The following is a 22,703-nucleotide window of genomic DNA, read 5'->3' as shown; positions in this document are numbered from 1 at the left end:
GGGCACCGACAGGCCCGCCGGGCGTCACGACCCGACGGGCAGGTCCTCGCGCGAGGCATCCGATCGCGTAGCCGCGACCACTGCCGCGCGTGCCCGGTCGAGCGCCTCGCTGCTCGCGCCGGCGTGAGCGAGCGCGAGCAGCGCCGCTCCGACGATCGGCGCCGAGTCGAGGATCTCGATGCGAGCCTCGGGTGCCACCCCGGCGAGACCCGCGGTGATGCCAGCGAGCAGCCGCTCATCGCCCGATCGCACGATGCCACCGCCGAGCACGATCGGGATCGCGCGCGACTCGAGTCCGAGGCGCACCACGCACGCACGGGCGAACGCCACGATCTCCTCGGCCTGCCGGTCGACGAGCTCGGTCGCGACGGCGTCACCCGCCCGCGCCGCCGCGAAGACGGCGGGGGTCAACGCCGTGAGCTCACTGGAGTCACGACGACCGAAGTGCAGGTCCTCGATGAGCGCGGGCACCGAGGTGACACCGAGCTGCTCGACGATGATCGCCGAGAGCATCGTGGCCGGCCCCCGCCCGTCGGCGGCTCGCGCTGCGTGCCAGAGGGCCTGCTCGCCGATGCCGCTGCCTCCTCCCCAGTCGCCGGAGATGCCGCCGAGCGCCGGAAAGCGCACTTCGGCGCCGTCGGCGCGCACGCCGATCGCGTTCACGCCCGTGCCGCACACGATGGCGACCGCATCGAACTCGTCCGTCCCGGCGCGCAGGAGAGCGTAGAGGTCGTTGTCGACGACCGTCGACTCCCCCGCCCAGTCGAGCGCGCCGATGGCGGCGGCGTACTGCTCGATCTCGACCGGCAGGTCGAGGCCCGAGACGTACAGCCCGGCCTGCGAGACGCGCTCGCCGCCCGCGACGCCACGAACGAGCTCATCGACGACGGCGACCGCCTCGGCGAGTCCTTCGAAGTGCGGGCTCGATCCCGGGCCGCGACGATGCGCGAGCAGTTCGCCGTCGATCGTGAGCGCTACCGCGTCGGTTTTCGAACCGCCCGCGTCGACCGCGACGATGAGGCCGTTCATCGGGCCCACTCCAGGAATGGCGCATTCTCGGCCATGAGCAGGTCGGTCAGTTGCTCTGCGCGATCATGCTGGAGCACGAGCGGGTGGGCGCGCATCGCCCGTAGCACCCGGTCGCGGCCCCCGTGCACTGCGGCGTCGAGCGCGAGCCGCTCGTACCCGGCGACGCCCGAGATCAGGCCGCGGATGTCGTCGGGCAGCGGCGCGACCGGTTCCGCGACGAATCCCCCGTCGCGGAACACGGCCGGCACCTCGATGACGTGGTCGTCGGGCAGGAACGGCAGCACGCCGTCGTTGCGCAGGTTGACCACGCGGGCTCGGCTCGCCCCGTCGCGCATGGCGGCGAGCAACTCGATCGCCGCCTCGGAGTAGAACGCGCCGCCGCGCCCCTCGAGGGCGGCGGGCTTCTCGTGCTGCGTCGGGTCGGCGTAGAGCTCGAGCAGTTCGTGCTCGATCGCACGCACCGCCTCGGCCCTGGTCGGCTCCTGCAGCTGTTCGCGCAGCACCTCGTCGTGCGCGTAGTAGTACCGCAGGTAGTACGAGGGCACGACTCCGAGTTGCGAGATGAGCGCCGGCGCGAGGTGCACCTCGTCGGCCACCTCGCCGAGCCGGTCGTGCAGCAGGCCAGGCAGTCGGTCGTCGCCGTCGATGACGACGCTCCGCTCCCAGGTGAGGTGGTTCAGGCCGACATGGCCGAGGCTCACCCGGTCGTGCTCGACGCCGAACAGCGCCGCGAAGCGACGTTGGAACCCGATCGCCACGTTGCAGAGGCCCACAGCACGGTGGCCCGCGTCGAGGAGCGCGCGCGTGACGATGCCGACGGGGTTCGTGAAGTCGACGATCCACGCATCGGGCTTCGCGTGCTCGCGCACGACGTCGGCGATGCGCAGCACGACCGGCACGGTGCGGAGCGCCTTCGCGAGCCCGCCCGGCCCGGTGGTCTCCTGGCCGATGCAGCCGGCCTCGTGCGGCCAGCTCTCGTCGGCGTGCCGCGCGTCCTGTCCGCCGACGCGCAGCTGGATCAGCACGGCGTCGGCGTCGGCGACTCCGGCGACCAGGTCGGTCGTGCCGACCACCCGGGCCGGATGGCCGGCGTGCTGCAGCATGCGCTGCGACATGCCCGCGACGAGGGCCAGGCGACGCTCATCGGGGTCGACGAGCCGGATCTCCTCGAGCGGCAGCGTGTCGCGCAAGCGAGCGAACCCGTCGATGAGTTCGGGGGTGTACGTCGATCCTCCGCCGACGATGGCGAGCTTCATGGGTCCTCATTCCGTGCATGGTTCGCCCCGCGCACGTGGGCGCGAGAGCAGGTTTCAGGGTCGGTCGACGGATGCCTCGGCGGCATCCGCGAGCTGGAGACGACTGTCAGGTGGCGAGCGAGATGTCCGCCTCGAGGTGGTCTCGGATCTGCTCGACGAGCTGCTCGCGCGCACCGAGGAGCACCGGCTGTGCGCCCGTGCCGCTCGTGCGCACTGCGAGCTTCGGGTGCGCCGATGGATCCACTCGCTCGGCGACCAGCTCGGCGAGGCGGACGCCGCCCGCGCTGCCCGTCGGGCCCCCGAGCACGATCATCGACGGATCGAGGATCGCGAGGAGCGGGTTGACCGCGAGGATCACGCGGTCGGCGAGCGCGGTGAGCGCGGTGTCGTCGCCGGGCAGCCGCGGGAGCATCTCGGCGAGGGGCTCGACGTCGCCGCCGAGCAGACGCGCGACAGCGGGCCCGCCGAGCAGGTCGGTGAAGTCGTTCGCCGCCGGAGCGAGTGTCGCCGCGGTGCGGGGAACCGCGAGGTAGCCGATCTCGCCCGCGCCGCCCGATGCACCGCGATGCACCGTGCCGCCGAGATCGACGCCGACGCCGAGGCCGTCGCCCATCCAGAGGAGGGTGAAGCTCGCGGCGTGCTGTGCGGCACCGGCTGAACGCTCGGCCATGGTGGCGAGGTTCACGTCGTTGTCGATCGTCACCTGCAGGCCGAGGGCCTGTTCGATGCGAGCACGCGCGCCCACTTCGGGCCACCCGGGCAGGGTGTCGGTGAACGAGAGCTCGTCGCCGTCGACGAAGAAGGCGGCCTGCACTCCGATGACGACGCGGCTGACGGATGCCTCGTCGATGCCCGCCTCGGCGCAGGCGGCGTGCACGGCGGCGCGCACGTCTCCCTCGGGCGTGCGGTCGGCCGGATCCGTCGCGATCTGCACGATCGGGTGGTCGTGATCGACGGCATCGACCACGACCGCCTGGATCGAGCGGTCGAGGATCGAGATCGCGACACCCGTGATGCGGTCGGTGCGCACGCCATAGGTGACCGCGTTCGGGCCACGGCCGCCCGAGAGCTCGCCGACCGGGTGGATCAGGCCGACCCGCTCGAGCCGGGCGAGCATCTGCGAGGCGGTCGGCTTCGACAGGCCGGTGAGCTCGCCGAGGCGCGATCGGGTCAGCGGACCGTGCGCGAGCAGCAGGCGGAAGGCGGTGCGATCGTTGCGCGCCGCGAGCCACGTCGGTGTGCCCGGGTCGATCTGGCTCATGCGTGCCGCCTTCCGTCTGTCGGTCCTGCTGGTCACTCTATCTGAAAAGGATGTTTACTGTTTATGTTTTCACCCGCCATTCCGCACTTCGTCGCGCAGCACCCCGAGTCGCTCGGGGTCCGCCGCCGATTCGAGCAGCGTCTTCGTGTAGTCGTGCCGGGGGTCGAGGATCACCTGCTCGCTCGGCCCGCGTTCCACGATCTCGCCGCGGTACATGACGAGGATCTCGTCGGAGAAGTGCCGAGCCGTCGCCAGGTCGTGCGTGATGTACAGCACGCCGAGATGCTCCTGCCGCTGCAGTTCGGCGAGCAGGTTCAGCACGCCGAGGCGGATCGAAACGTCGAGCATCGACACCGGTTCGTCGGCGACGATGAACCGGGCTCCGGGGGCCAGCGCCCGGGCGATGGCCACCCGCTGCCGTTGGCCGCCCGAGAGCTCGTGCGGCCGCCGATCTGCGAACGTCGATGCCGGCGACAGGCGCACCCGCTCGAGCAGTTCCTCGGCCCGAACGCGGATCTCCCGCGACGACAGCCGGGGATTGTGGATGCGCAACGGACGTTCGAGGTGATGCCGAATCGGGTGGAACGGGTTCAGCGAGCCGAACGGATCCTGGAAGACCATCTGCACGTCGCGCCGGTACCTCGCGAGCCCGCCGCCGCGATTCGCGCTCGGAGCGCCGTCGAGCAGCACCTCCCCCGAGCTCGGCGTCTCGAGCTTCGCCATCATGCGGGCGATCGTCGACTTGCCCGACCCGCTCTCGCCGACGAGGGCGATCGTGCGACCGGGCTCGAGCGTGAACGAGACATCCTTCACCGCGTGCAGCGTGCGCACCTTCGCTCCGCTGCGCAGCCGGAAGTCCTTGACCAGGTGGCGCGCCTCGAGCGTCGTGGTCTCGCTCGCGCCGTTCCCACCCCCGCTCATGCTGCACCCCCTGCCGCGACGCCGGTGCGGATGAAGTCGCCACGTTCACCGCGCAGGCTCGGAAAGCTCGAGAGCAGGCGCTTGGTGTACGGATGCCCCGGTGAGCGGTAGATCTGCTCGGCGGGCCCCTGCTCGATGATCTCGCCGTCGAGCATGATCGCGATGCGGTCGCTGATCTCGATGAGGAGGGGCAGGTCGTGCGTGATGAACACGACCGCGAATCCGAGGCGCTCGCGCAGCCGCATGATCTCGCGGATGATGCCGCGCTGCACCACCACGTCGAGGGCGGTGGTGGGTTCGTCCATGATCATCACCTGGGGGTCGAGGGCGAGCGCCATCGCGATCATGACGCGCTGGCGCATGCCGCCCGAGAGTTCGTGCGGGAAGCTCGAGAGGCGCGTCGGATCGACGCCGACGAGGCTCAACAGCTCGGCGCTCCTCGCCTCGCGCTCGGCGCGCTTCATGGCCGGCCGATGCGTCGTGAACACGTCGTGCAGTTGCTTTCGCACGTTCATGACGGGGTTCAGCGAGTTCATCGAGCCCTGGAAGACCATCGAGACCTTGTTCCAGCGGAACGTGCGCAGTGCCTCTCCGTCGAGTGCGACGACGTCGATGTCACGGCCGGATGCGTCGTGGAACACCACCTCGCCGCCGGTCATGAGCGCCGGCGCCTTCAGCAGGCGATTGAGGCCGTAGGCGAGCGTCGTCTTGCCGCAGCCCGACTCGCCGGCGAGGCCGAGGATCTCACCGCGGTGAAGGGTGATCGAGGCATTCCGCACGGCTTTGACCGGCGGGTCGACCTCGTACTCGATCGAGACGTTGCGGGCGCTCAGCACCGGTTCGCCCAGGTTCATGCCGTTCGTGCCGTTCATGCCGTTCATGCGAATGCTCCGGTGTCGGCGATGCCCTTGCCGGCCTTGGCGGCCCTGCGCTGGCGCTTCGCGTTCTCGGGCGCGAGCCTGAGCTTGGGATTCACAACCTCGTCGATCGCGAAGTTGATGAGTGAGAGGCCAGCACCGAGGGCGGCGATGATCGCGCCGGGCGGTACGAACCACCACCAGGCGCCGGTGCCGACGGCCTGCCCCGTCTGGGCGTCGTTCAGCATCGTGCCGAGCGTGATCGATCCGGTCGGGCCGAGACCGAGGTAGGAGAGTCCGGCTTCGCCGAGCACGGCGAAGATGACGCCGAAGATGAACTGCGCAGCGAGGAGCGGAACGAGGTTCGGGAGGATCTCGACGAAGATGATGCGGCCCGGCTTCTCGCCGGCGACGCGTGCCGCGGCGACGTACTCGCGGGTGCGCAGCGACCTGGCCTGGGCGCGCAACACCACGGCGGATCCCGCCCAGCCGGTGATGCCGAGCACGAGCGCGACGAGCAGCGAGCTCCGCGCGAGCGGTCCGAGCCCCTCTGCGTTCTGCACGTACGCGGCGATCACCATCACGACGGGCAGGCCCGGGATCACCAGCACGATGTTGGTGAACAGGGTCAGCACCTCATCGAGCACGCCGCCGAAGTAGCCCGCGAACACGCCGAAGATCACGGCGAGCAGCAGTGCGACGACTCCGGCCACGAGGCCGACGAACAACGAACCCTGCGTGCCCCACGCGAGCTGCGAGAAGACGTCGTAGCCGAGTTTCGTGGTGCCGAGCCAATGCTCGGGCGAGGGCGGCAGGAGCGCATCGTTGTCGGAGTCGCGCGGCGGCTGGGCGATCATCGGCCCGAAGATGCCGAAGAGCACGATGAGGCCGACGATCACGAGGCCCGTGATGAGCTTGCCGGAGCGGCTCGGCAGGATGTGCCGGAACCGCCCGCCTCGACTCGACCGCGCGGCGGCGATCGCAGCGGTGGCGGTCGCCTCCCTGGCGGTCTCGCGCACGGCCTCGGCCGAGACCGGCGACTGGAACGGCGCGTCGTCGCCCATGGCGTAGCCCGAGTCGGTCGCCTCGCGATCGAGGGTGGGTTGGGAATCAGCCATTGTGTCGCACCCTCGGGTCGATGAAGCCGTAGATGAGGTCCATGAAGAAGTTCGCGGCGAGCACCGTGAGCGTGATCACGAGGAACACGCCCTGCATGAGCGCGTAGTCGAGACCCTGCACCGCCTGGATCATGAGCTTGCCGATGCCGGGGTAGCTGAACACCTGCTCCATCACGATGGAGCCCGCGACGACGAAGCCGAGCGCGATGCCGAAGCCGGCGAGGCTCGGAATGGCGGCGTTGCGCGAGGCGTACTTGGTGCGCACCCGCCGAGGCGTGAGCCCCTTCGCCTCCGCGGTCACGACGTAGTCCTCGGACATCGTCGAGACCATCATGTTGCGCATGCCGAGGAGCCACCCGCCCACCGACGAGAGCACGATCGTGATCGCCGGCAGGATCGCGTGCGAGACCGCGCTGCCGATGAACGCCCAGCTCGGTTCGGGTCCGGCTGGGAACTCGAAGACGTCGTAGCCGCCGACGATCGGGAAGATGCCCAATTGCACCGAGAACACCGCCACGAGCACGAGCGCGAGCCAGAAGTACGGGATCGACTGGAACACGGTCGTGATGGGCACGAGATGGTCGAGCCAGGTGCCGCGCCGCCACCCCACCCATGCGCCGACGATGATGCCGAGCAGGAATGAGATGACGGTCGCGACGCCGACCAGGATGATCGTCCACGGCAGTGCGTTCGCGATCAGCTCGGCGACCGGGGCCGGATACCTCGTCGAGGAGACGCCGAGGTCTCCCTGAAGCAACCGACCCCAGTACGCGAGGTACTGGTCCCAGAGGGACATGTCCTTCCCGGCGCCGAGGATCGAGGTGATCGCCTCGATCGTCTCCTCGGAGAGCGGGCGCCCACCGCTGGCACGCCGCAGCTTGCCGAGCATGATCGCGGCGGGGTCGCCCGGAAGGAGCCGGGGCAGCAGGAAGTTGAGCGAGATCGCCGCCCAGAAGGTCACCAGGTAGAAGGCGACCCGCCGAAGGTAGAAGCTCATGCCGCTGCCGTCCTCGAGAGTGGGAAAGTTCGTTCCATGGGACCGGTGGGGCTACTTCGCGGGCGTGAGGTGCGCGAGCACCACCGCGTTGGCCACCGAGAGGTAGGGCAGCGGAGCGGCGTAGAGGTCGCTCTCGCTCGGCCATCCCGAGAACTTCTCGGTGTTGAAGAACGACTGCGAGGCGTTCAGCACCACCGGGATGTAGGGCAGGTCGCGGGCGATCTCGGTCTGGATCGCCGCATAGGCGGCCTGCTTCGCAGCGACATCCTGCGTCGCGCCGGCGGCGAGCACTGCGGCATCGACGACCGGGTTCGAGTAGCGCGAGTAGTTCTGCCCGTCGAGCGGGCTCTCGCCGACCTTGGCGGTCGAGCTCGCTGCGAAGTACTCGTGGTAGTTCGAGTACGGGTCGGCGACGAGGCTCTGGGTGAGGCCGTACAGCGCCATCTGGAAGTCGCCCGACTGGATCGGCGTCCAGTACTCGGCGTCGGAGACGGTGCGCGCATTGATGCGGATGCCGGCTTCGGCGGCCTGCTCGGAGATGAGCTTCGCCGCGTCGTTGTAGTCGGTCCAGCCGTCGGGCGAGAACAGGTCGATCTCGATCGCCGTGCCGTCCTTGCCGTAGAAGCCGTCGGCGTCCTTGGTGTATCCGGCGGCCTCGAGGATCGCGCCCGCTTCGGCGACATCCGCCGACTGGGGGCTCGTCGCGAGCTCGGGGTCGCTCAGCCACTGCTCATCGCGCGGCTGAAGGGTGAACGACGGCGACGACTCGCCCGCGAGTCCGGCGAATGCCTTCTCGGCGATCGTGGCGCGATCGATCGCGACGTTGATCGCCTGGCGCACGGCCGGGTCGGTCTGCGGCCCGACGCAGCCGAGGTCGGCGTTCGCACAGGTCGTGATCGTCGTCGGGTCCTGCTGCAGGTTGAGCGTCGTGATGTTCCCCTTGCCGGTGACGGCGTCGGGGTTCGCGATGAACTGGCCGACCCAGTCGATCTTGCCGGTCGTCAGCAGGTCTTGCGACGACTGGTTCGAGTCGAGGCCGAGGTACTGCACCTCCTTGACCGCGGGGGCGCCGTCGCGGAAGAGCTCGTTCGCCTCGACCGTGTACGCGGCGTCCGAGAAGCTCTTCAGCGTGAACGGGCCGGAGCCGACGGGTTCGGGGTTCGTCTCGGCCATGAAGTCGTCGATGTCGGCCCAGATGTGCTCGGGAATGATGTACGTCGAGCCGAGGGCGAGCGAGGCGCTCGTGAACTGGGGCTCGGTGTAGGTGAGCACGACGGTGGTGTCGTCGCTCGCCTCGGCCGAGACGAACTGCTCGGACTTGTTCGAGCCGTAGCCGAAGGTGAAGGCGACGTCGGCGGCGGTGAGGTCTTCGCCGTCGCTCCACTTCTGGTCGGGCTTGATCGTGACGGTGAGGGTCTTGCCGTCTTCGCTGTATTCGTACGTGTCGCCGATGAGGCCGACGGGCGCATCGGCCGACAGCTGGTTGAAGAAGAACAGCGGCTCGTAGATCGCGCCGAAGGTGGCGTGCACGGCCGTGTCGGCGGCGAACGGGTTGAAGTTGTTGTTGATCGGGGTGGCACTGCCGGCCCAGACGCGGAGCACGGAGGAATCGCTTCCGCCCCCTCCGGCCGACGGTGTGCATCCGGTCATTCCCAGGGCGAGCGCAGCCGCTCCTGCGGCGAGTGCCACCGCGAATGAGCGTGTGGTTCGAGTCATCTCCGACATTCCTCTCGTGCTTCGTTGCGTGGAAGGTGGTGCAGTGACGCCGCCCGCTGGTGCTCGTGCTCAGGCGTTACTGGAAGTGACCCTAACAGAAAAGATAGTAACTAGAAACAAGTCATCCAGTTTCTGTTTCCCACGCGTTTCCGGCCCGTTTCCTGCAACCGCGGGCTCGGGTCGCGGGACGGATCGCCCGGAACGGTGCCGGTGAGAGCGGGGCAGCGTCAACAGCGGCGGCAACGCAGGACGCCCCGTCTCGGAGTCCGAGACGGGGCGTCGGGAAACGCCGGCGGGGAGTTACTTCGCGATGAGCTCCGCGAGGGCCGACAGCTGCGCCGGGTCCTCCAGCGCCGAGCCCACGGCGACCGAGCGCACGCCGCGATCGAGGAATTCGCGCGCGTTCGAGGCATCCATACCGCCCGTCGCGATGAATCGTGCGTCGGGGAAGGGACCGGCCATCGCACTGAACCACCCTGCGCCGAGCACTGACGCGGGAAACGCCTTCAGCCACGTGAGGCCGAGCGCCATCGCCGCCTGGACCTCGCTCGCCGTCGCCACGCCCGGCAGCGGCGGCAGGCCGGCCTCGGCCGAGATCCGGGAGACGACCGGATCGAACCCGGGGCTCACCGTGAATGCGGCGCCGGCGGACGCTGCGAGTTCGACATGCCGCGTGGAGACCACGGTGCCCGCTCCGACGAGACGGCCGGCCGCGCGACCCGCCGCAGCGACGACGGCGAGCGCCTCGAGATCTGCATCTGCCTGGATCGGCAGCTCGACCACGTCGATGCCGAGGCTCCAGGCGCGCTCGGCGAGCTCGAGGCTGCGCTCGGCGCCCATGCCGCGGAAGATCGCCATGAGCGAGTGGCCCGCGAAGATGTCGTCGAATTCGGCGTTGCTGACGCTCATGGTTCAGTTGCTCCTCGAGGCTGCGGTGCGGGGGAAGTCGGCCGTGTCGCCGAGCACGGTCACTGCGCGGGCGTGGCCCCCAGCCAGGCGATCGCTCGGGCCGGCCCCGGAGAGGAGGGCGTCGAGATATCCGGCCGCGAATGCATCACCCGCACCGACCGCTTCGACGACCTCGACCGACCTCGCGGGCACCCGAGCGGTGCCGTGCACGATCGTCGTACCGGCGAGCACGAACGGGGCGGTGCCGGCGCGTCCACCGAATTCGGTCGCCCCGACGGCTCCGTCTTTCACGACGAGCAGCGGGGGCTCGGGAAGGAGCGCGCGCACCGCTTCGGGAGAGGTCGTGCCCCAGAGCCCCTCGGCCTCGTCGAGGCCGACGAGCACGAGGTCGGCGCGCGATGCCAACTCGAGAAGCCGGTCGGCCGCGCCATCCGCCGGCCAGAGTGCCGCCCGGTGGTTGACGTCGAAGCTCAGCAGCCCTGGCGACGCGGCGACCCGCGCGAACAGGGCGTCGACGAGGGTGTCGCACGAGGCGGAGAGGGCGGGTGTGATCCCACTCACGTGCACGACCCGGGCCGAGTCGAGCGGAAGCCCCTCGAGGAACGACGGCGACATGCGCGAGGCCGCGGAGCCCGCGCGGTAGTAGAGCACGCCGTGCCCGGGGTCCTTGAAGTACACACCCGTCGGCGCCTGGGGATCAGCCTCGACCCACCGGGTGTCGACGCCGCGCGACTGCAAGTGCGTCACCACTCGACGGCCGAGCGCGTCGTCGCCGACCCGGCCGAGCCATGCCGCGCTGCGGCCGAGGGCGGCGAGGTGCGCGGCGACGTTCGCCTCGGCGCCGGCCGTGTCGACGTGGAAATGCTCGGCGGTCTCGAGCGGTTCGGCGAGCGCGGGCGCGACGAGTGCCATGGTCTCGCCGAGTGCGACGATCTCGGGCAGCGGTGCGGGGCTCACGCACCCTATGCTGTCGTGTGTGCAGATTCAGTGCAAACGTGTTGCATCATGTGCAACACGCAAGATTTGAGGGGGACGACGGATGCCGCAGCAGACGCAACTCGCCGCACTCGACGATGAGCGGCTGACCGGTGCCGACAAGGGGCTCCCCGATCGGGCCGCCGGTCTCACCGTGCGCGAGTTCCTCGCGACCGCACCGCGCCTCGCGGAGTTCTGGACCCCGCTCCTCGCCCTCGACCAGCGCGCACTCGCCGCCAACGCCGCCGTGATCCAGGGCTGGTGCGACGCACGCGGCCTCGAGCTGATGCCGCACGGCAAGACGACGATGGCGCCGGCCCTCTGGCAGCGTCAACTCGACGCCGGCGCCACCGGGCTCACCCTCGCGACGCCCGGGCAGGTGCGCACGGCACGTGCGTTCGGCGTCGCATCGATCATGCTCGCGAACACGCTGATCGCTCCGGCCGCGCTCGCGTTCATCGCCGAGGAGCTCGCCGAGCCCGACTTCTCGTTCCGCACCTGGGTCGACTCCGTCGAGACGATCGAGGCGATGGAGCGAGCACTCGCCGAGCTCGCGACTCCCCTCCCCCGCCGCATCGACGTGCTCGTCGAGCTCGGCGCAGCGGGCGGGCGCACCGGCGCTCGCAGTGTCGCCGAGGCCGCGCGCATCGCCGAACGCGTGGCGGCCTCACCGATGCTGCGCCTCGCGGGCACGGCCGGGTACGAGGGCAGCCTCGGTCACGACCGCTCCCCCGCCTCGCTCACGGCGGTGCGCACCTACCTCGGCGAGATGCTCGAACTGCACGGCATCGTGCGCGGTCTCACCGAGGGCGGCAGCGATCCCGCCGCCGGGCTCATCGTCACGGCGGGCGGCAGCGCCTACCTCGACCTCGTCGCCGAGGTGTTCGCTCCCGCGATCGCCGCCGATGCCGCAGCGACCCCTGCCGGTGAGACGAGTCGCACCCGCTGGATCCTCCGCTCTGGGGCTTCCCTGCTGCACGACGACGGCTTCTACCGCGGCATCTCACCGATCGACGCCGAACTGACCTCCGCCATGCGCGGGTACGCCCGCATCGTCTCCCACCCCGAACCCGGCCTCGCCCTGCTCGACGGCGGCAAGCGCGACTTCCCCTACGACGAGGGGCTGCCCGTCCCGTTGGGCGTCGCCGCGGTGCCGGGGCTCGGCGAACGGCCGCTCGCCGGGGCATCCGTCACCGCCCTCAACGACCAGCACGGCTACCTGCGCTCGGATGCCGCGCTGCCGGTCGCGATCGGCGAGGTCGTGTCGCTCGGCCTCTCGCACCCCTGCACCGCGTTCGACAAGTGGCGGTTCATCCCGGTCGTCGAGGGCGGCGGTTCCGATCGGGTCGTCGAACTCGTGCGCACGTTCTTCTAGAGCCGACATGAGTGTGCTGATTCGCAACGCGATCGTGGTCGATGCCGATGGCGTCGGTGCCGAGGCATCCGACGTGCTCGTCGACGGCGAGCGCATCGTCCGCATCGCGCCCGCCGGCACGATCGCAGAGGCCCCGGCCGACCGCTCGACGCAGGTGCCCCGCATCGACGGCGGCGGCCGCCTGCTCATGCCTGGGTTCATCGATGCGCACTCGCACGCCGACGGCGCACTCTTCGACGTCGAGGTGCAGCTCGCACTGCTGCGACAGGGCGTCACGACCATCATCGGCGGCCAGGACGGCGTCTCGTACGCCCCCGGGAGCGGCGACTACGCCACCGAGTACTTCGCGGCGATCAACGGCCGCCACCCCGTCTACCGCGGCGGCGGGGTGGCGTCGCTGCTCGCCGCCTACGACGGCGCGACCGCCATCAACGCGGCCGCGCTCGTGCCCGCCGGCACCGTGCGCTTCACGGTGATGGGCCGGTCGACGGACGCCGCGTCGCCGGCCGAACTCGCCGAGATGCGCGCCCTCGTGGCTGATGGTCTTGCGGAGGGCGCGCTCGGACTCTCGACCGGCCTCGACTACGCGCCGGGCCTCTTCGCCTCCACCGACGAGCTCGCCGCGCTCACCGCACCGGTGGCCGACGTCGACGGCGTCTACGTCTCGCACATGCGCGGCGGCTACGAGGCGAACTCGGCCGAGGGCATCGCCGAGATCGCCTCGATCGCGCTCGCCTCGGGCGCTCGAGTGCACGTGTCGCACTTCCACGCCGAGCCCCACCTCGTGCACGGCCTCCTCGACTCGCTTGCCGTCGGGGGCGTCGACGCGAGCTTCGACGCCTACCCGTACACCCGCGGCTGCTCGATCCTCGCGATGCCGCTCCTGCCCGCCTCGCTCACCGTGCGGCCGACCGCCGAGATCGTCGCCGAGCTCGCCGACCCGGTGGCGCGTGCGCGACTCCGTGCGGAGTGGTTTCCGGGCATCGCCGGCTACGCGAGCCTCGGGCCCGACTGGCCGGCGATGCTCACGCTCGCCCACATCGCGGCCGCCGAGTACGACTGGGCGCACGGCCTCACGGTCGCGCAGGGTGCCGCGGAGGCATCCGTTCGTGCGAGCGCCGATAGCGAGGTCGACGCGATCGACTTCGCGCTCGACGTGCTCGTCGCCTCGAATCTCGAGGTCAACGTCGTGATGGCCGTGCAGCGCGAGCGCAGCGATGCCGGGCTCGCCGAGATCATCGCGCACCCGGCCGCGATCGGCGGCTCCGACGGCATCTTCCTCGGCCGGCATCCGCACCCGCGGGCGCGCGGCTCGTTCTCTCGCTACCTCTCACTGCTCGTGCGCGAACAAGCGGCGATGGGCTGGGCGGATGCCTCGGCGCTCGTGTCGGCCCGTGCCGCCGCCCGCTTCGGGCTCGGCGACCGCGGGCTCGTGCGCGAGGGGTTCATCGCCGACCTCGTGCTCGTCGATCCCGATGCGGTGCAGCCGACGGCGAGCTACGACGCGCCGCTCGGGCTCGGCGTCGGCATCGACGACGTGCTCGTCGCAGGCGTGCCCGTGCTGGCGGGCGGCGAGCTCACCGGGGCGACGCCGGGTCGTGGCATCCGTCGGCGCGGCCGCCGCGCCGACGGCGAGGAGGGCTGAGATGTCGCAGAGCGTGAAACGCGCCGCCCGCATCATCGACGCGATCGCGGCAGACCCGCGCACGGTCGCCGAGCTCGCCGAGGCCTTCGGACTGCATCGCTCGACGATGTTCCGCGAGCTGCAGGCGCTCGAAGAGGTCGGCTGGGTGCGCAAGCGTCGCTCTGGCCGCTACACACTCGGCATGCGGCTCGTGTCGCTCTCGAAGGAGGCACTCGACACTCTCGACCTCCGCGAGGCCGGCGCTGAACACGTGCGCCGGCTGCAGCGCCGCACGGGAAACACCGTGCATCTCGCGGCGCTCATGGACCGGTCGATCGTCTACGTCGACAAGGCCGAAGACGAGTCGGGCGTGCGCATGTACTCCCGCATCGGGCGCTCGGTGATCCCGTACTGCTCGGCCGTCGGCAAGGCGATCCTCGCCGAACTCGATCCCGCCCGTCGTGACGCAGTGCTCGCCGGAGTCACCTGGGAACGCCACACCGACTTCACGATCACCACCCGCGAGCGACTCGACCGCGAACTCGCCCTCGCGAGCGCGCGCGGCTGGGCCGTCGATGACCGCGAGTTCGAGGCCTTCGTGAACTGCATCGCCGTGCCGATCCGCACTCAGCTCGGCGTCGTGGGCGCCCTCTCGGTCACCGCGATTCACATGGTCGCCGACCTCGACCACCTGCGGGCGAACCTGCCGGCCATGCGCGAGACCGCCGAGCTCATTGCGCGAGAGCTCGGCTGAGCGAGACCCATCGACCTCGACCTCGACCACGACCGATCACCATCCAGGAGGAACCATGTCCAAGATCGCCGTCACCCTCTCGAACGCACCGAAGCCCGCGGGCCCCTACAGCCACGGCGTCGTCGCCAACGGTTTTCTCTACACGGCCGGCTTCGGCCCGCAGGATCCCGCGACCGGTGAGGTCGTCCCGGGTGGTGCCGCAGAGCAGACGCGTCAGGTGCTGCGCAACATCGGGGCCGTGCTCGCGGAGTACGACCTCACCTTCGACGACGTCGTGAAGGTCACGGCTCACCTCGAGGACCTCACCGACTTCGCCGAATACAACGTCGCCTACGCGGAGTTCTTCACCGAGCCGTACCCAGTGCGCACCACGGTCGGCTCGCGACTGGCGAACATCCTCGTCGAGATCGACGTGGTCGCGGCGATCCCGCCGGTCGAGTAGGCCGCCAGGCCGTATCGAGACCCGTCCCGTGGTCTCGATACGCGCTTCGCGCTCCTCGACCGCCGGGAGCGCCGCGCTCCTCGACCGACGGCTCAGGCGATGCCACCGCCGTCGACGACGAGCGCCGAGCCCGTGACGTAGCTCGACTCGTCGCTCGCGAGCCACACGACCGCCGCGGCGATCTCTCGCGGCTCGCCCATGCGCTGCAGCGGCCGGTCGGCGGCCTCGGCGAGGAACGCGTCGGCGTCCTGCGAGAGCTGGCGTGCTTCATCGCGGAGCATCCCGGTGTTGACATCGCCGGGGTTCACCGAGTTCACCCTGATGCCCTGCGGCCCATGGTCGATCGCGAGTGCACGCGTCATGTTCACGACGGCGCCCTTCGAGGCGCAGTACGAGATCGCCTGCCCGCCGCCTTTCAGGCCCCACCCCGAGCCGGTGTTGACGATCGAGCCGCCACCCGCGGCCGCCATGATCGGCACGATATGCTTGCACATGAGGAAGATCGAGCGCACGTTCACGCCGAACACCCGGTCCCACTCCTCGACCGTCGTTTCCACAGCGGTGGTGCGGCGGATGATCCCTGCGTTGTTGAAGACGATGTTCACGCCGCCGAACTCGGCGACGGTCTCGGCGATGACGCGTTCGATGTCGGCTTCGCTCGAGACATCCGCTGCGATGGCGATGGCGACGCCGCCCGACTCGCGGATCTCGGCGGCGACCGCCTCGGCCGCCTCGGCGTTGAGGTCGACGACCGCGACCGCGGCGCCTTCCGCGGCGAGGGCGATCGACGTTGCGCGACCGATGCCGCCCGCTCCGCCGGTGACGATGGCCTGCTTGTGCTCAAGGCGCACGGCCTTCTCCTTCGTGTTCCGGTGCATCGACAGGGTAGATGCTGGTGGTGGATGTTCCGGTGATGACGCGGATGAATCCGGCGAGGCCGGCATCCACGTCGGGGTCGCCGGTGTCGACGAGCAGTGGGCGCCCGCCGAGGTCGATGAGCTTCTGCTCCGGCGCGACGACGATCAACGGATCGTCGCCGAGTGCGCGCAGCACACGTGCCGAGAGCTGCTGGTTGCCGCGGCCGAGCAGGAATCCCTGCCCGCCGATGACGGTGACGACTGCTGCGGCCGGCCCCCGGGCGATCTCGGCGAGCAGCTCGCGCTCGGATGCCCCGGCCAGCACGCGCCGCCCGTCGAGCACGACGTCGACGCCGAGCGGCGTCTTCGGCACGCCGAGCACCCGGGCGAGCTCGGCCATCGTTCCGCCCGGCCCGAGCAGGTACCGCACACCCGGCCGAAGGGCGGATGCCGCGCCCCGCGCCGCGGCGCGCACGGCCGCGTGCTCGTCAGCAGGTGTCGCCGCCTTGCGCGCCTGGGTGCGCCCCGGCCGGAACGGCACGCTGAGCATGCCGAAGAGCCGCGGTTCGACACGGGCATGCCGAAGCGCCTCCTCGTCGATGTCGAGCACTTCCTGCTCGCGTACCGGCAACTCGCCCTCGGCCACCCAAGCGGCGGCGACGGCACCGGCGGCACGCGGGCTCACGGCGAAGACCGGCGAGTACATCTTGACGCCCGCGGGGATGCCGAGCACGGCAGTCGGGCCGCCGGTCGAGTAGCGAGCGCCAGCGAGCGTATCGAGACCCTCGATGACGGCGGGTCTCGATACGCGCCCTCCTCCGTCGGGCGCTACTCGACCGGCGGCGCCGAGCCCTGCAGTGACATCCCTCGCCGTGCCGTCGCCGCCCGCGAAGAGCAGGAGCGTGGCGCCGGCGTCGGCGAGCGCTCGGGCCGCGGCTGTCGTGTCCGCGGCGTGGGTCGGCTCGCTCGGCTGCGCGACGACGACCGGCTCGAGACCGGCCGCCCGCGCGACATCCGCCCCCATCGAACCGGCCGCCGTCAACACCCGAATGCCCGGGTTCGTCGCGGCGACCTCCGCGAGCGCCGCGAGGGTACGCGCGGCGGCCCGCGACGTCGCGCCGCGTTCGCCCGCGCGCTGCTGCACGGCCTCGCCGTCGCTGCCGGCGAGGCCGGCCGGGCCCCCGATTCCGGCCACGGGATTGACGAGAAGGGCAAGCATGCTCAGGCTGCGGCCTCGGCGAAGTACTTGCGCTGGTACGCGCGCCAGGTGATCGCCCAGCGCTCGGGGTCGTCGAGGTCGTCGTGGTGCGTGTGGTGCACCGTCTGGTTGTGCGGGGCCGTGCGTACGACCTCGGGCTGCTCGCGGGCCTCGCGAGCGACCTCGGCGAGCACGGCGACGTACTCGTCGAGCTCGGCCATCGAGTACGACTCGGTCGGTTCGAGGGTGAACGGCTGCGGCACGATGTACGGGTGGTGGCTGGTCCAGTAGTGCATGCCGAAGTCCGCCGTGCGGATGCCGATCTCCTCCGAGGTGATGCCGGTCTCTTCGAAGAGCGCCTGCCACGAATACCGCACTTGCTCGATGCGGCGGCGGCCGGTCGCGTACGGCGCAGAGGCGCCCGGGATCTCGAGCACTCGCTTCATCAGGTAGTTGTTGTTGAGCACCGCGATCTCGGCCGCTGCGAGCAGCCCCTCAGCGCCGAGCGCCATGATCCACGAGTAGGCGCGAACGATATTCGGGATGACGCCGTGGAACGGCGCGACCGAGCCGATCGACTGCTCCCCCGCATCGCGCACGTCGAAGCGCGCGGTGCCGCCGTCGTTCACCTCACGCACGACGCGCGGCCCGGGCAGGAACGGGGCGAGCGCTGCGCTCACGGCGTTCGCCCCTGCACCGGGGCCGCCGCAGCCGTGCGGCGTGCCGAACGTCTTGTGCAGGTTGAAGTGGCAGACGTCGAAGCCGGCATCACGGGCCCTCGTGATGCCGAGGATGCCGTTCGCGTTCGCCTGGTCGTACGAGGCGAGCGCGCCGACGGCGTGCGCTGCGTCGACCCATTCGCGGATGGCCGGGTTGTAGATGCCGGTGTCTTCGGGGTTCGTCACCATGATCGCCGCAGTGCGGGGCGAGAGCGCCGCCTTCAGCGCCGCCAGGTCGGGATAGCCGTCGGAATCAGGGTGGATCGTGATGACGTCGTACCCGGCTGCCTTCGCCGCAGCCGCGTTCGACGGGTGGCTGAAGATCGTCGTGATGACTTCGCGACGCTGCTCGGCTTCGCCGTTCGCCTCGTGGTACGCCCGGATCATGGCGATGTTCGACCAGATCGCGGCCGAGCCGCCCTGCGTGTGCAGCGACACCTCCTCCATGCCCGAGATCTCGGCGAGCATACGCTCGAGGCTCCACACGATCTCGAGCACGCCCTGGGCGTCGGCCGGGTCCTGCAGGGGGTGCATGGCGGTGAGCTGAGGAGTGCCGACGAGTTGATCGTTGACCTTCGGCGCGTACTTCATCGTGCAGGTTCCCTGACCGATGTCGACGTTGAAATCGGCGCCGAGGTTCTCCTGCGAGAGTCGCAGGTAGTGCTTCAGCACCCGCATCTGGCCCATCTCGGGCAGCGCCGGCGGCGTCTCCCGACGCAGGCCGGCCGGCAGCTCGGCGACGACGTCGCCGACGGCATCGCGCACTCCGGACTCGACGTTCGTGACGAGCACGCCACGCTCGCCGGGGGTCGAGAGTTCGAAGATGATCGGCTCGTCCCAGCGTGCCTGGTGGAAGCGACGGAGGGTGGGCTTGGGGGCGACGGGGAGGCTCATGCGCTCTGCTCCTCGAGGATCGGGGCGGTCTGGTCGGATGCGTCTCGCCGGTCGAGTAGGGCGGAGCCCGTATCGAGGCCAGCGGCTCCCCGCCGGTCGAGTAGGGCGGAGCCCGTATCGAGACCAGCGGCGCCGCCGGCACCGCTCACGAACTCCGACAGCGCAGCAGCGAGCCGGTCGATGTCGTACTGCGAGGTCATCTCGGTGACGCAGACGAGCAACTCGCATTCGCCGACGGGCACCCCGGGTTCGATTCCCTCGGCCCGCAGTGCATCGATGACGTCGACAGCCGTGCGTCCGGTGCCTGCGAGGTCGATCGTGAACTCTCGCAGGTGCAGCGCGTCGTCGCCGAGTGCGATGCCCGGCACCGTGGTGAGCGCCCGCTGCGCGTAGCGGGTGCGGGCGAGCAGCACCTCACCGAGTTCGCGCATGCCCTCTGGACCCATGAGCGCGAGGTACACGCCGGACGCGATCCCCCAGAGCGCGGCGGCGGTGCCGACCCACTCCTTGCCGTCTTCACGCTGCGCGAACGAGGTGCGGTCGTACGCCACGTCCCCGAAGCCGTACTCCCCGGGTACATCGGTCGTCGCGAGCCCGAACAATCGTGACGGCATCTCCATGATGAACCGCGGGTCGTCGTGCACGGCGATAAAGCCGCCGTGCGCGCCGCCGAACCACTGGTGCAGTCCGAGCGACTGGATGTCGCCGCAGACGATGTCGGCGCCCTGCTCGGCCGGCGGCGTGAGCACGCCGTAGCCGATGGGGTCGGTGCCGACCACGAGCACGGCGCCGACGGCGTGCGCGGCGTCGGCGATGCTGCGCAGTCGCGCCTCGATCGCGCCGGTGTGGCTCGGCGTCTCGACCCAGACCGCGGCAACGTCGTCACCGAGCCGCGAGGCGAGGCCCGCGACATCCGTCACGCCGCCAATGGTGTCGACGAACTCGAGGTCGAGGTGCACTCGCACGAAGTCGTGCACTTTCGAGAGCTTCTCGGGCAGCACGTCGCTCGCGACGAGTACTCGGCGACGTCCCGACATCCGGCCCGCCATCGACAACGCCGTGGCCGTCGCCTGGTAGCCGTCGTAGGTGGGCACGTTCACGACGTCCATCGCGAGCAGTTCGGCCATGAGCGACTGGTACTCGAACAACGCCTGGAAGCGGCCGTGGTCTTCGTAGGGCTCCCCCGCGTAGGCGGTGAGGAACTCGCTGCGGTTGATCACCTCGTCGACGACCGCGGGCACGTAGTGGTGGTAGGTGCCGGCGCCGAGGAAGCTCAGCCGTTGCCGGGTCGAGACGTTCTTCGCGAGCAGACCCTCGACGTGGCGCACGAGGTCCTGCTCGGCGGTGAACGGCACGGGCAGGTCGAGCGGCCGGCCGAGGCGGAGGTCGGAGGGCACGTCGGCGTAGAACTCATCGACGGATGCCGCGCCGACGGCCTCGAGCATGGCGGCCTTCGACTCGGGAGCGGTGTTCGGGATGTACGGATGGACGAAGGGGTCGGTCATGTGAGCCTCAGTCGGTGGTGTCGGACAGGGTGATGAAGGGAGCGGACTCCGCACGCGGAGTGGTGAGCACGGCGGCGCCGAAGCGCGGCAGGGTGAGCCGGCCGGTCGTCGTCTCACCGGTGAGCAGCTCGGTTGCGCCGACCGGAACGTCGACTACGAGCCCGCGCCGACCGTGGTTCAGCACGAAGGTGAAGTCGGTGGTCTCGTCGCAGCGGGTCACGGCTTCGAGGTCGGTGTCGATGCGCTCGCGCGCCGGCAGCCCGGCCTCGGCGAGCACGCGGCGGAAGAGCTCGATGGTGCCCGATGGCTCGAGCACGGCGCTCAGGTACCAGGCGGCGCCGGCGTCTCGCGCACGACGAGTGACAGCCGCACGGCCTTCGAGCTCGCCGCTCGAGTAGCGGGCCACCACCTCGGTTCCGGCGTGCACCTCGAGCCACTCGCCCCACACGCCGGTCGAGTAGGCGCGCAGCGCCGTGTCGAGACCCCGGTCCGTGCTCCCCGCGGCGCTGGTCTCGATACGCTCGCTGTCGCTCGCTACTCGACCGACGGGATGCGCCACTCGACCGGCAGGGACGAACTCGATGCGCTCCGCATGTCCGTCGGGCACCGGCCAGTGCTCGTCGATCTCGATGCCGAGCAGCTCGCGCAGCGGCCCGGGCGCGCCGCCCTCGTGCACCTTCTCGGTGGCGTCGACCACGCCCGAGAACGGGCCGACGACGAGATGTCCGCCGCGAGCGACGAACTCGCCGAGCGCGGCGGCCTGAGCCGCATCCGCGATGTAGAGGTTCGGTACCACGACGACGTCGTAGCCATCGAACGGGCCGGTCGCGCGCACCGTGTCGACTGGATGACCGAGGGCGTAGAGCGCGGCGCTCCAGGCGCGCGCCTGGGCGAGCCAGCCGAGCCGCTGCGACGGCAGCGACTCGGTCGCCGACGAGCCCCACCACGAGTCCCAATCGACGACGAGAGCGACGGATGCCCGCACCCGCGTGCCGCGAACCCCCGCGAGCCTCGTGAGCTCTGCACCGAACGCCTTCGTCTCCTGGAAGCTGCGCGACGCCTCGCCGCGGTGGCCGAGCATGGCCGAGTGGAACTTCTCCTGGCCGTACTTCGCCTGCCGCCATTGGAAGAACATGGCGCCGTCGGAACCGTGGGCGATCGCCTGCAGGCTGTCGATGCGCATCTGGCCGGGCGCCTTCGGCACGTTGACGTCGCGCCAGCTGACGGCACTCGCCGCCTGCTCGAGCAGCAGCCATGGGCGGCCGCCTTTGAGCGAGCGCATGAGCCCGTAGTTGAGCGCCGCCGGCACGTGCGCGTTCGGGTCCGCCGGGTCGGGGTAGGCGTCGTCGGTCACGAGGTCTTCAGCGGCGGCGAAGTCCCAGTAGTCGAGGTCTCGGAGCAGACTCATGAAGTTCGTGGTCACGGCGATGTCGGGCGTGACCTCGCGCAGCACGTCGACCTCGAGCTGGAAGAGTTCGAGCAGCGCATCGGAGGAGAAGCGTTCGAAGTCGAGCAGCTGCGTCGGGTTGACCGGCCCGGTCGCGGTGCGCGGTGCCTCGATGTGCTCCCACTCGGTGTAGCGCTGGCCCCAGACGTTCACGCCCCACGCCTCGTTGAGGCCGTCGAGGTCGCCGTACCGCGCTTCGAGCCAGCGACGGAAGTGAGCGGATGACTCCGGGCACCAGCATCGCGAGACATGGTCGCCGTACTCGTTCGACACGTGCCAGAGCGCGAGCGCGGGGTGGTCGCCGTAGCGTTCGGCGATGGCGCGCGTCATCCGCCCGACGTGCTCGCGCCAGACGGGCGAGCTCGGGCAGTAGGCCTGACGCGAGCCGAATTCCAGCCGCTGGCCGTCGACGTTCCAGGGCAGCATCTCGGGGTGGCTGCGTACGAGCCACGACGGCGGCGTCGCGGTCGCGGTCGCGAGGTCGATACGGATACCGGATCCCCACAGCACGTCGATCACCCGGTCGAGCCAGCCCCAGTCGTAGACGCCGGGCTCGGGTTCGAGCTGCGGCCACGAGAACACCGGCAGGCTCACGAGGTTGACGCCGGCTTCGCGCATGAGCCGCGCGTCCTCGAGCCACACCTGCTCGGGCCACTGGTCGGGGTTGTAGTCGCCGCCGTAGGCGAGAGCTTCGAGACGGATGCTCCGCGGTGACTCCTCGGCCATGCCGCTCCTCTCCGAGTAGCTTCGGGGTGTACAGACTGCGCTGCAGAATGTATTCTGTATACAGACACAGTAAGCCGGATGTCGGAACCGGTCAAGCCCTAGGCTTGCCGCGACGACCGAGCG

19 protein-coding genes are annotated in these 22,703 nt (G+C 70.3%); 4 read left to right on the top strand and 15 right to left on the bottom strand.

The genetic code is table 11. The features are described 5' to 3' along the window. Positions 1-24: 24 nt before the first annotated feature. The 10 genes from AC6CH0_RS10410 to AC6CH0_RS10365 all read right to left on the bottom strand — a co-directional run bounded on the left by AC6CH0_RS10410 (position 25) and on the right by AC6CH0_RS10365 (position 11,021). The gene (locus AC6CH0_RS10410) at positions 25-1,029 is read right to left on the bottom strand and encodes an N-acetylglucosamine kinase (protein WP_498100411.1); all 1,005 of its coding nucleotides are present in this window, start codon (positions 1,027-1,029) and stop codon (positions 25-27) included. Further along, the gene (locus AC6CH0_RS10405) at positions 1,026-2,285 is read right to left on the bottom strand and encodes a family 4 glycosyl hydrolase (RefSeq protein ID WP_498100409.1); all 1,260 of its coding nucleotides are present in this window, start codon (positions 2,283-2,285) and stop codon (positions 1,026-1,028) included. The genes AC6CH0_RS10410 and AC6CH0_RS10405 overlap by 4 nt, the downstream gene beginning before the upstream one ends. A 106-nt stretch (positions 2,286-2,391) precedes the next feature. After that, positions 2,392-3,546: an ROK family transcriptional regulator gene (locus AC6CH0_RS10400; protein ID WP_498100407.1), complete on the bottom strand. Its 1,155-nt coding sequence runs from the start codon at positions 3,544-3,546 to the stop codon at positions 2,392-2,394. A gap of 69 nt (positions 3,547-3,615) precedes the next feature. After that, positions 3,616-4,467 carry an ABC transporter ATP-binding protein gene (locus AC6CH0_RS10395; RefSeq protein WP_498100405.1) on the bottom strand — a complete coding sequence of 284 codons (852 nt, stop codon included), beginning with the start codon at positions 4,465-4,467 and terminating at the stop codon, positions 3,616-3,618. Next, entirely contained in the window at positions 4,464-5,339 is an 876-nt protein-coding gene (locus tag AC6CH0_RS10390) for an ABC transporter ATP-binding protein (RefSeq protein WP_498100403.1), read from the bottom strand. Before AC6CH0_RS10390 ends, AC6CH0_RS10395 begins: the two co-directional genes overlap by 4 nt. Before the next feature lie 5 nt (positions 5,340-5,344). Next, on the bottom strand, positions 5,345-6,442 hold the full coding sequence (locus tag AC6CH0_RS10385) for an ABC transporter permease (protein WP_498100401.1): 1,098 nt from the start codon (positions 6,440-6,442) through the stop codon (positions 5,345-5,347). Further along, positions 6,435-7,439, bottom strand: coding sequence for an ABC transporter permease (locus AC6CH0_RS10380; RefSeq protein ID WP_498100399.1), 1,005 nt, complete (start codon positions 7,437-7,439; stop codon positions 6,435-6,437). Before AC6CH0_RS10380 ends, AC6CH0_RS10385 begins: the two co-directional genes overlap by 8 nt. Before the next feature lie 51 nt (positions 7,440-7,490). Further along, a complete protein-coding gene (locus AC6CH0_RS10375; RefSeq protein ID WP_498100397.1) occupies positions 7,491-9,155 on the bottom strand; it encodes an ABC transporter substrate-binding protein in 1,665 nt (554 codons plus the stop codon). A gap of 300 nt (positions 9,156-9,455) precedes the next feature. Beyond that, a complete protein-coding gene (locus AC6CH0_RS10370; protein ID WP_498100395.1) occupies positions 9,456-10,064 on the bottom strand; it encodes a bifunctional 4-hydroxy-2-oxoglutarate aldolase/2-dehydro-3-deoxy-phosphogluconate aldolase in 609 nt (202 codons plus the stop codon). 3 nt (positions 10,065-10,067) lie between these two features. Continuing rightward, positions 10,068-11,021: a sugar kinase gene (locus AC6CH0_RS10365; protein WP_498100393.1), complete on the bottom strand. Its 954-nt coding sequence runs from the start codon at positions 11,019-11,021 to the stop codon at positions 10,068-10,070. Positions 11,022-11,103: 82 nt separating this feature from the next. On the opposite strand from AC6CH0_RS10365, the gene AC6CH0_RS10360 reads away from it, so the two are divergent. From AC6CH0_RS10360 to AC6CH0_RS10345, 4 genes are read left to right on the top strand one after another with little or no spacing between them, the layout of a single operon-like run. After that, the gene (locus AC6CH0_RS10360; RefSeq protein ID WP_498100391.1) at positions 11,104-12,414 is read left to right on the top strand and encodes a type III PLP-dependent enzyme domain-containing protein; all 1,311 of its coding nucleotides are present in this window, start codon (positions 11,104-11,106) and stop codon (positions 12,412-12,414) included. Between the two features lie 7 nt (positions 12,415-12,421). Then, a complete protein-coding gene (locus AC6CH0_RS10355; protein WP_498100389.1) occupies positions 12,422-14,059 on the top strand; it encodes an N-acyl-D-amino-acid deacylase family protein in 1,638 nt (545 codons plus the stop codon). A 1-nt stretch (position 14,060) separates the two neighbouring features. Next, positions 14,061-14,792 carry an IclR family transcriptional regulator gene (locus AC6CH0_RS10350; protein ID WP_498100387.1) on the top strand — a complete coding sequence of 244 codons (732 nt, stop codon included), beginning with the start codon at positions 14,061-14,063 and terminating at the stop codon, positions 14,790-14,792. Positions 14,793-14,847: 55 nt separating this feature from the next. Then, a complete protein-coding gene (locus AC6CH0_RS10345; RefSeq protein WP_498100385.1) occupies positions 14,848-15,234 on the top strand; it encodes a RidA family protein in 387 nt (128 codons plus the stop codon). Between the two features lie 92 nt (positions 15,235-15,326). Here the strand turns inward: AC6CH0_RS10345 and AC6CH0_RS10340 are convergent, their stop codons facing one another. Genes AC6CH0_RS10340 through AC6CH0_RS10320 form a run of 5 tightly spaced genes read right to left on the bottom strand, consistent with a single transcriptional unit; the run spans position 15,327 to position 22,580 of the window. Beyond that, positions 15,327-16,085, bottom strand: coding sequence for an SDR family NAD(P)-dependent oxidoreductase (locus AC6CH0_RS10340; RefSeq protein WP_498100383.1), 759 nt, complete (start codon positions 16,083-16,085; stop codon positions 15,327-15,329). Continuing rightward, complete coding sequence (locus tag AC6CH0_RS10335) at positions 16,075-17,310, bottom strand: ATP-NAD kinase family protein (protein WP_498100381.1); 1,236 nt, start codon at positions 17,308-17,310, stop codon at positions 16,075-16,077. The genes AC6CH0_RS10340 and AC6CH0_RS10335 overlap by 11 nt, the downstream gene beginning before the upstream one ends. Before the next feature lie 2 nt (positions 17,311-17,312). Beyond that, on the bottom strand, positions 17,313-18,902 hold the full coding sequence (gcvPB, locus tag AC6CH0_RS10330; RefSeq protein WP_498100379.1) for an aminomethyl-transferring glycine dehydrogenase subunit GcvPB: 1,590 nt from the start codon (positions 18,900-18,902) through the stop codon (positions 17,313-17,315). Next, a complete protein-coding gene (gene gcvPA / locus AC6CH0_RS10325; RefSeq protein ID WP_498100377.1) occupies positions 18,899-20,407 on the bottom strand; it encodes an aminomethyl-transferring glycine dehydrogenase subunit GcvPA in 1,509 nt (502 codons plus the stop codon). The genes gcvPB and gcvPA overlap by 4 nt, the downstream gene beginning before the upstream one ends. 7 nt (positions 20,408-20,414) lie before the next feature. Next, positions 20,415-22,580 (bottom strand): beta-galactosidase, encoded by a 2,166-nt coding sequence (locus AC6CH0_RS10320; RefSeq protein WP_498100375.1) that lies wholly within the window; start codon positions 22,578-22,580, stop codon positions 20,415-20,417. Positions 22,581-22,703 lie beyond the last annotated feature (123 nt).

It is taken from the genome of Agromyces sp. GQ35, from assembly GCF_059758475.1.
This window is presented reverse-complemented; position numbering and strand designations above follow the sequence as displayed.

Excerpts from the sequence above, each read along its gene's own strand:
- AC6CH0_RS10405 (WP_498100409.1), bottom strand. The coding sequence starts at position 2,285 with ATGAAGCTCGCCATCGTCGGCGGAGGATCGACGTACACCCCCGAACTC.
- AC6CH0_RS10400 (WP_498100407.1), bottom strand. The coding sequence starts at position 3,546 with ATGAGCCAGATCGACCCGGGCACACCGACGTGGCTCGCGGCGCGCAAC.
- AC6CH0_RS10375 (WP_498100397.1), bottom strand. The coding sequence starts at position 9,155 with ATGACTCGAACCACACGCTCATTCGCGGTGGCACTCGCCGCAGGAGCG.
- gcvPA (WP_498100377.1), bottom strand. The coding sequence starts at position 20,407 with ATGACCGACCCCTTCGTCCATCCGTACATCCCGAACACCGCTCCCGAG.
- AC6CH0_RS10350 (WP_498100387.1), top strand. The coding sequence starts at position 14,061 with ATGTCGCAGAGCGTGAAACGCGCCGCCCGCATCATCGACGCGATCGCG.
- AC6CH0_RS10380 (WP_498100399.1), bottom strand. The coding sequence starts at position 7,439 with ATGAGCTTCTACCTTCGGCGGGTCGCCTTCTACCTGGTGACCTTCTGG.
- AC6CH0_RS10390 (WP_498100403.1), bottom strand. The coding sequence starts at position 5,339 with ATGAACGGCACGAACGGCATGAACCTGGGCGAACCGGTGCTGAGCGCC.
- AC6CH0_RS10410 (WP_498100411.1), bottom strand. The coding sequence starts at position 1,029 with ATGAACGGCCTCATCGTCGCGGTCGACGCGGGCGGTTCGAAAACCGAC.
- AC6CH0_RS10360 (WP_498100391.1), top strand. The coding sequence starts at position 11,104 with ATGCCGCAGCAGACGCAACTCGCCGCACTCGACGATGAGCGGCTGACC.
- AC6CH0_RS10335 (WP_498100381.1), bottom strand. The coding sequence starts at position 17,310 with ATGCTTGCCCTTCTCGTCAATCCCGTGGCCGGAATCGGGGGCCCGGCC.
- AC6CH0_RS10395 (WP_498100405.1), bottom strand. The coding sequence starts at position 4,467 with ATGAGCGGGGGTGGGAACGGCGCGAGCGAGACCACGACGCTCGAGGCG.
- AC6CH0_RS10320 (WP_498100375.1), bottom strand. The coding sequence starts at position 22,580 with ATGGCCGAGGAGTCACCGCGGAGCATCCGTCTCGAAGCTCTCGCCTAC.
- AC6CH0_RS10370 (WP_498100395.1), bottom strand. The coding sequence starts at position 10,064 with ATGAGCGTCAGCAACGCCGAATTCGACGACATCTTCGCGGGCCACTCG.
- AC6CH0_RS10345 (WP_498100385.1), top strand. The coding sequence starts at position 14,848 with ATGTCCAAGATCGCCGTCACCCTCTCGAACGCACCGAAGCCCGCGGGC.
- gcvPB (WP_498100379.1), bottom strand. The coding sequence starts at position 18,902 with ATGAGCCTCCCCGTCGCCCCCAAGCCCACCCTCCGTCGCTTCCACCAG.
- AC6CH0_RS10355 (WP_498100389.1), top strand. The coding sequence starts at position 12,422 with ATGAGTGTGCTGATTCGCAACGCGATCGTGGTCGATGCCGATGGCGTC.
- AC6CH0_RS10385 (WP_498100401.1), bottom strand. The coding sequence starts at position 6,442 with ATGGCTGATTCCCAACCCACCCTCGATCGCGAGGCGACCGACTCGGGC.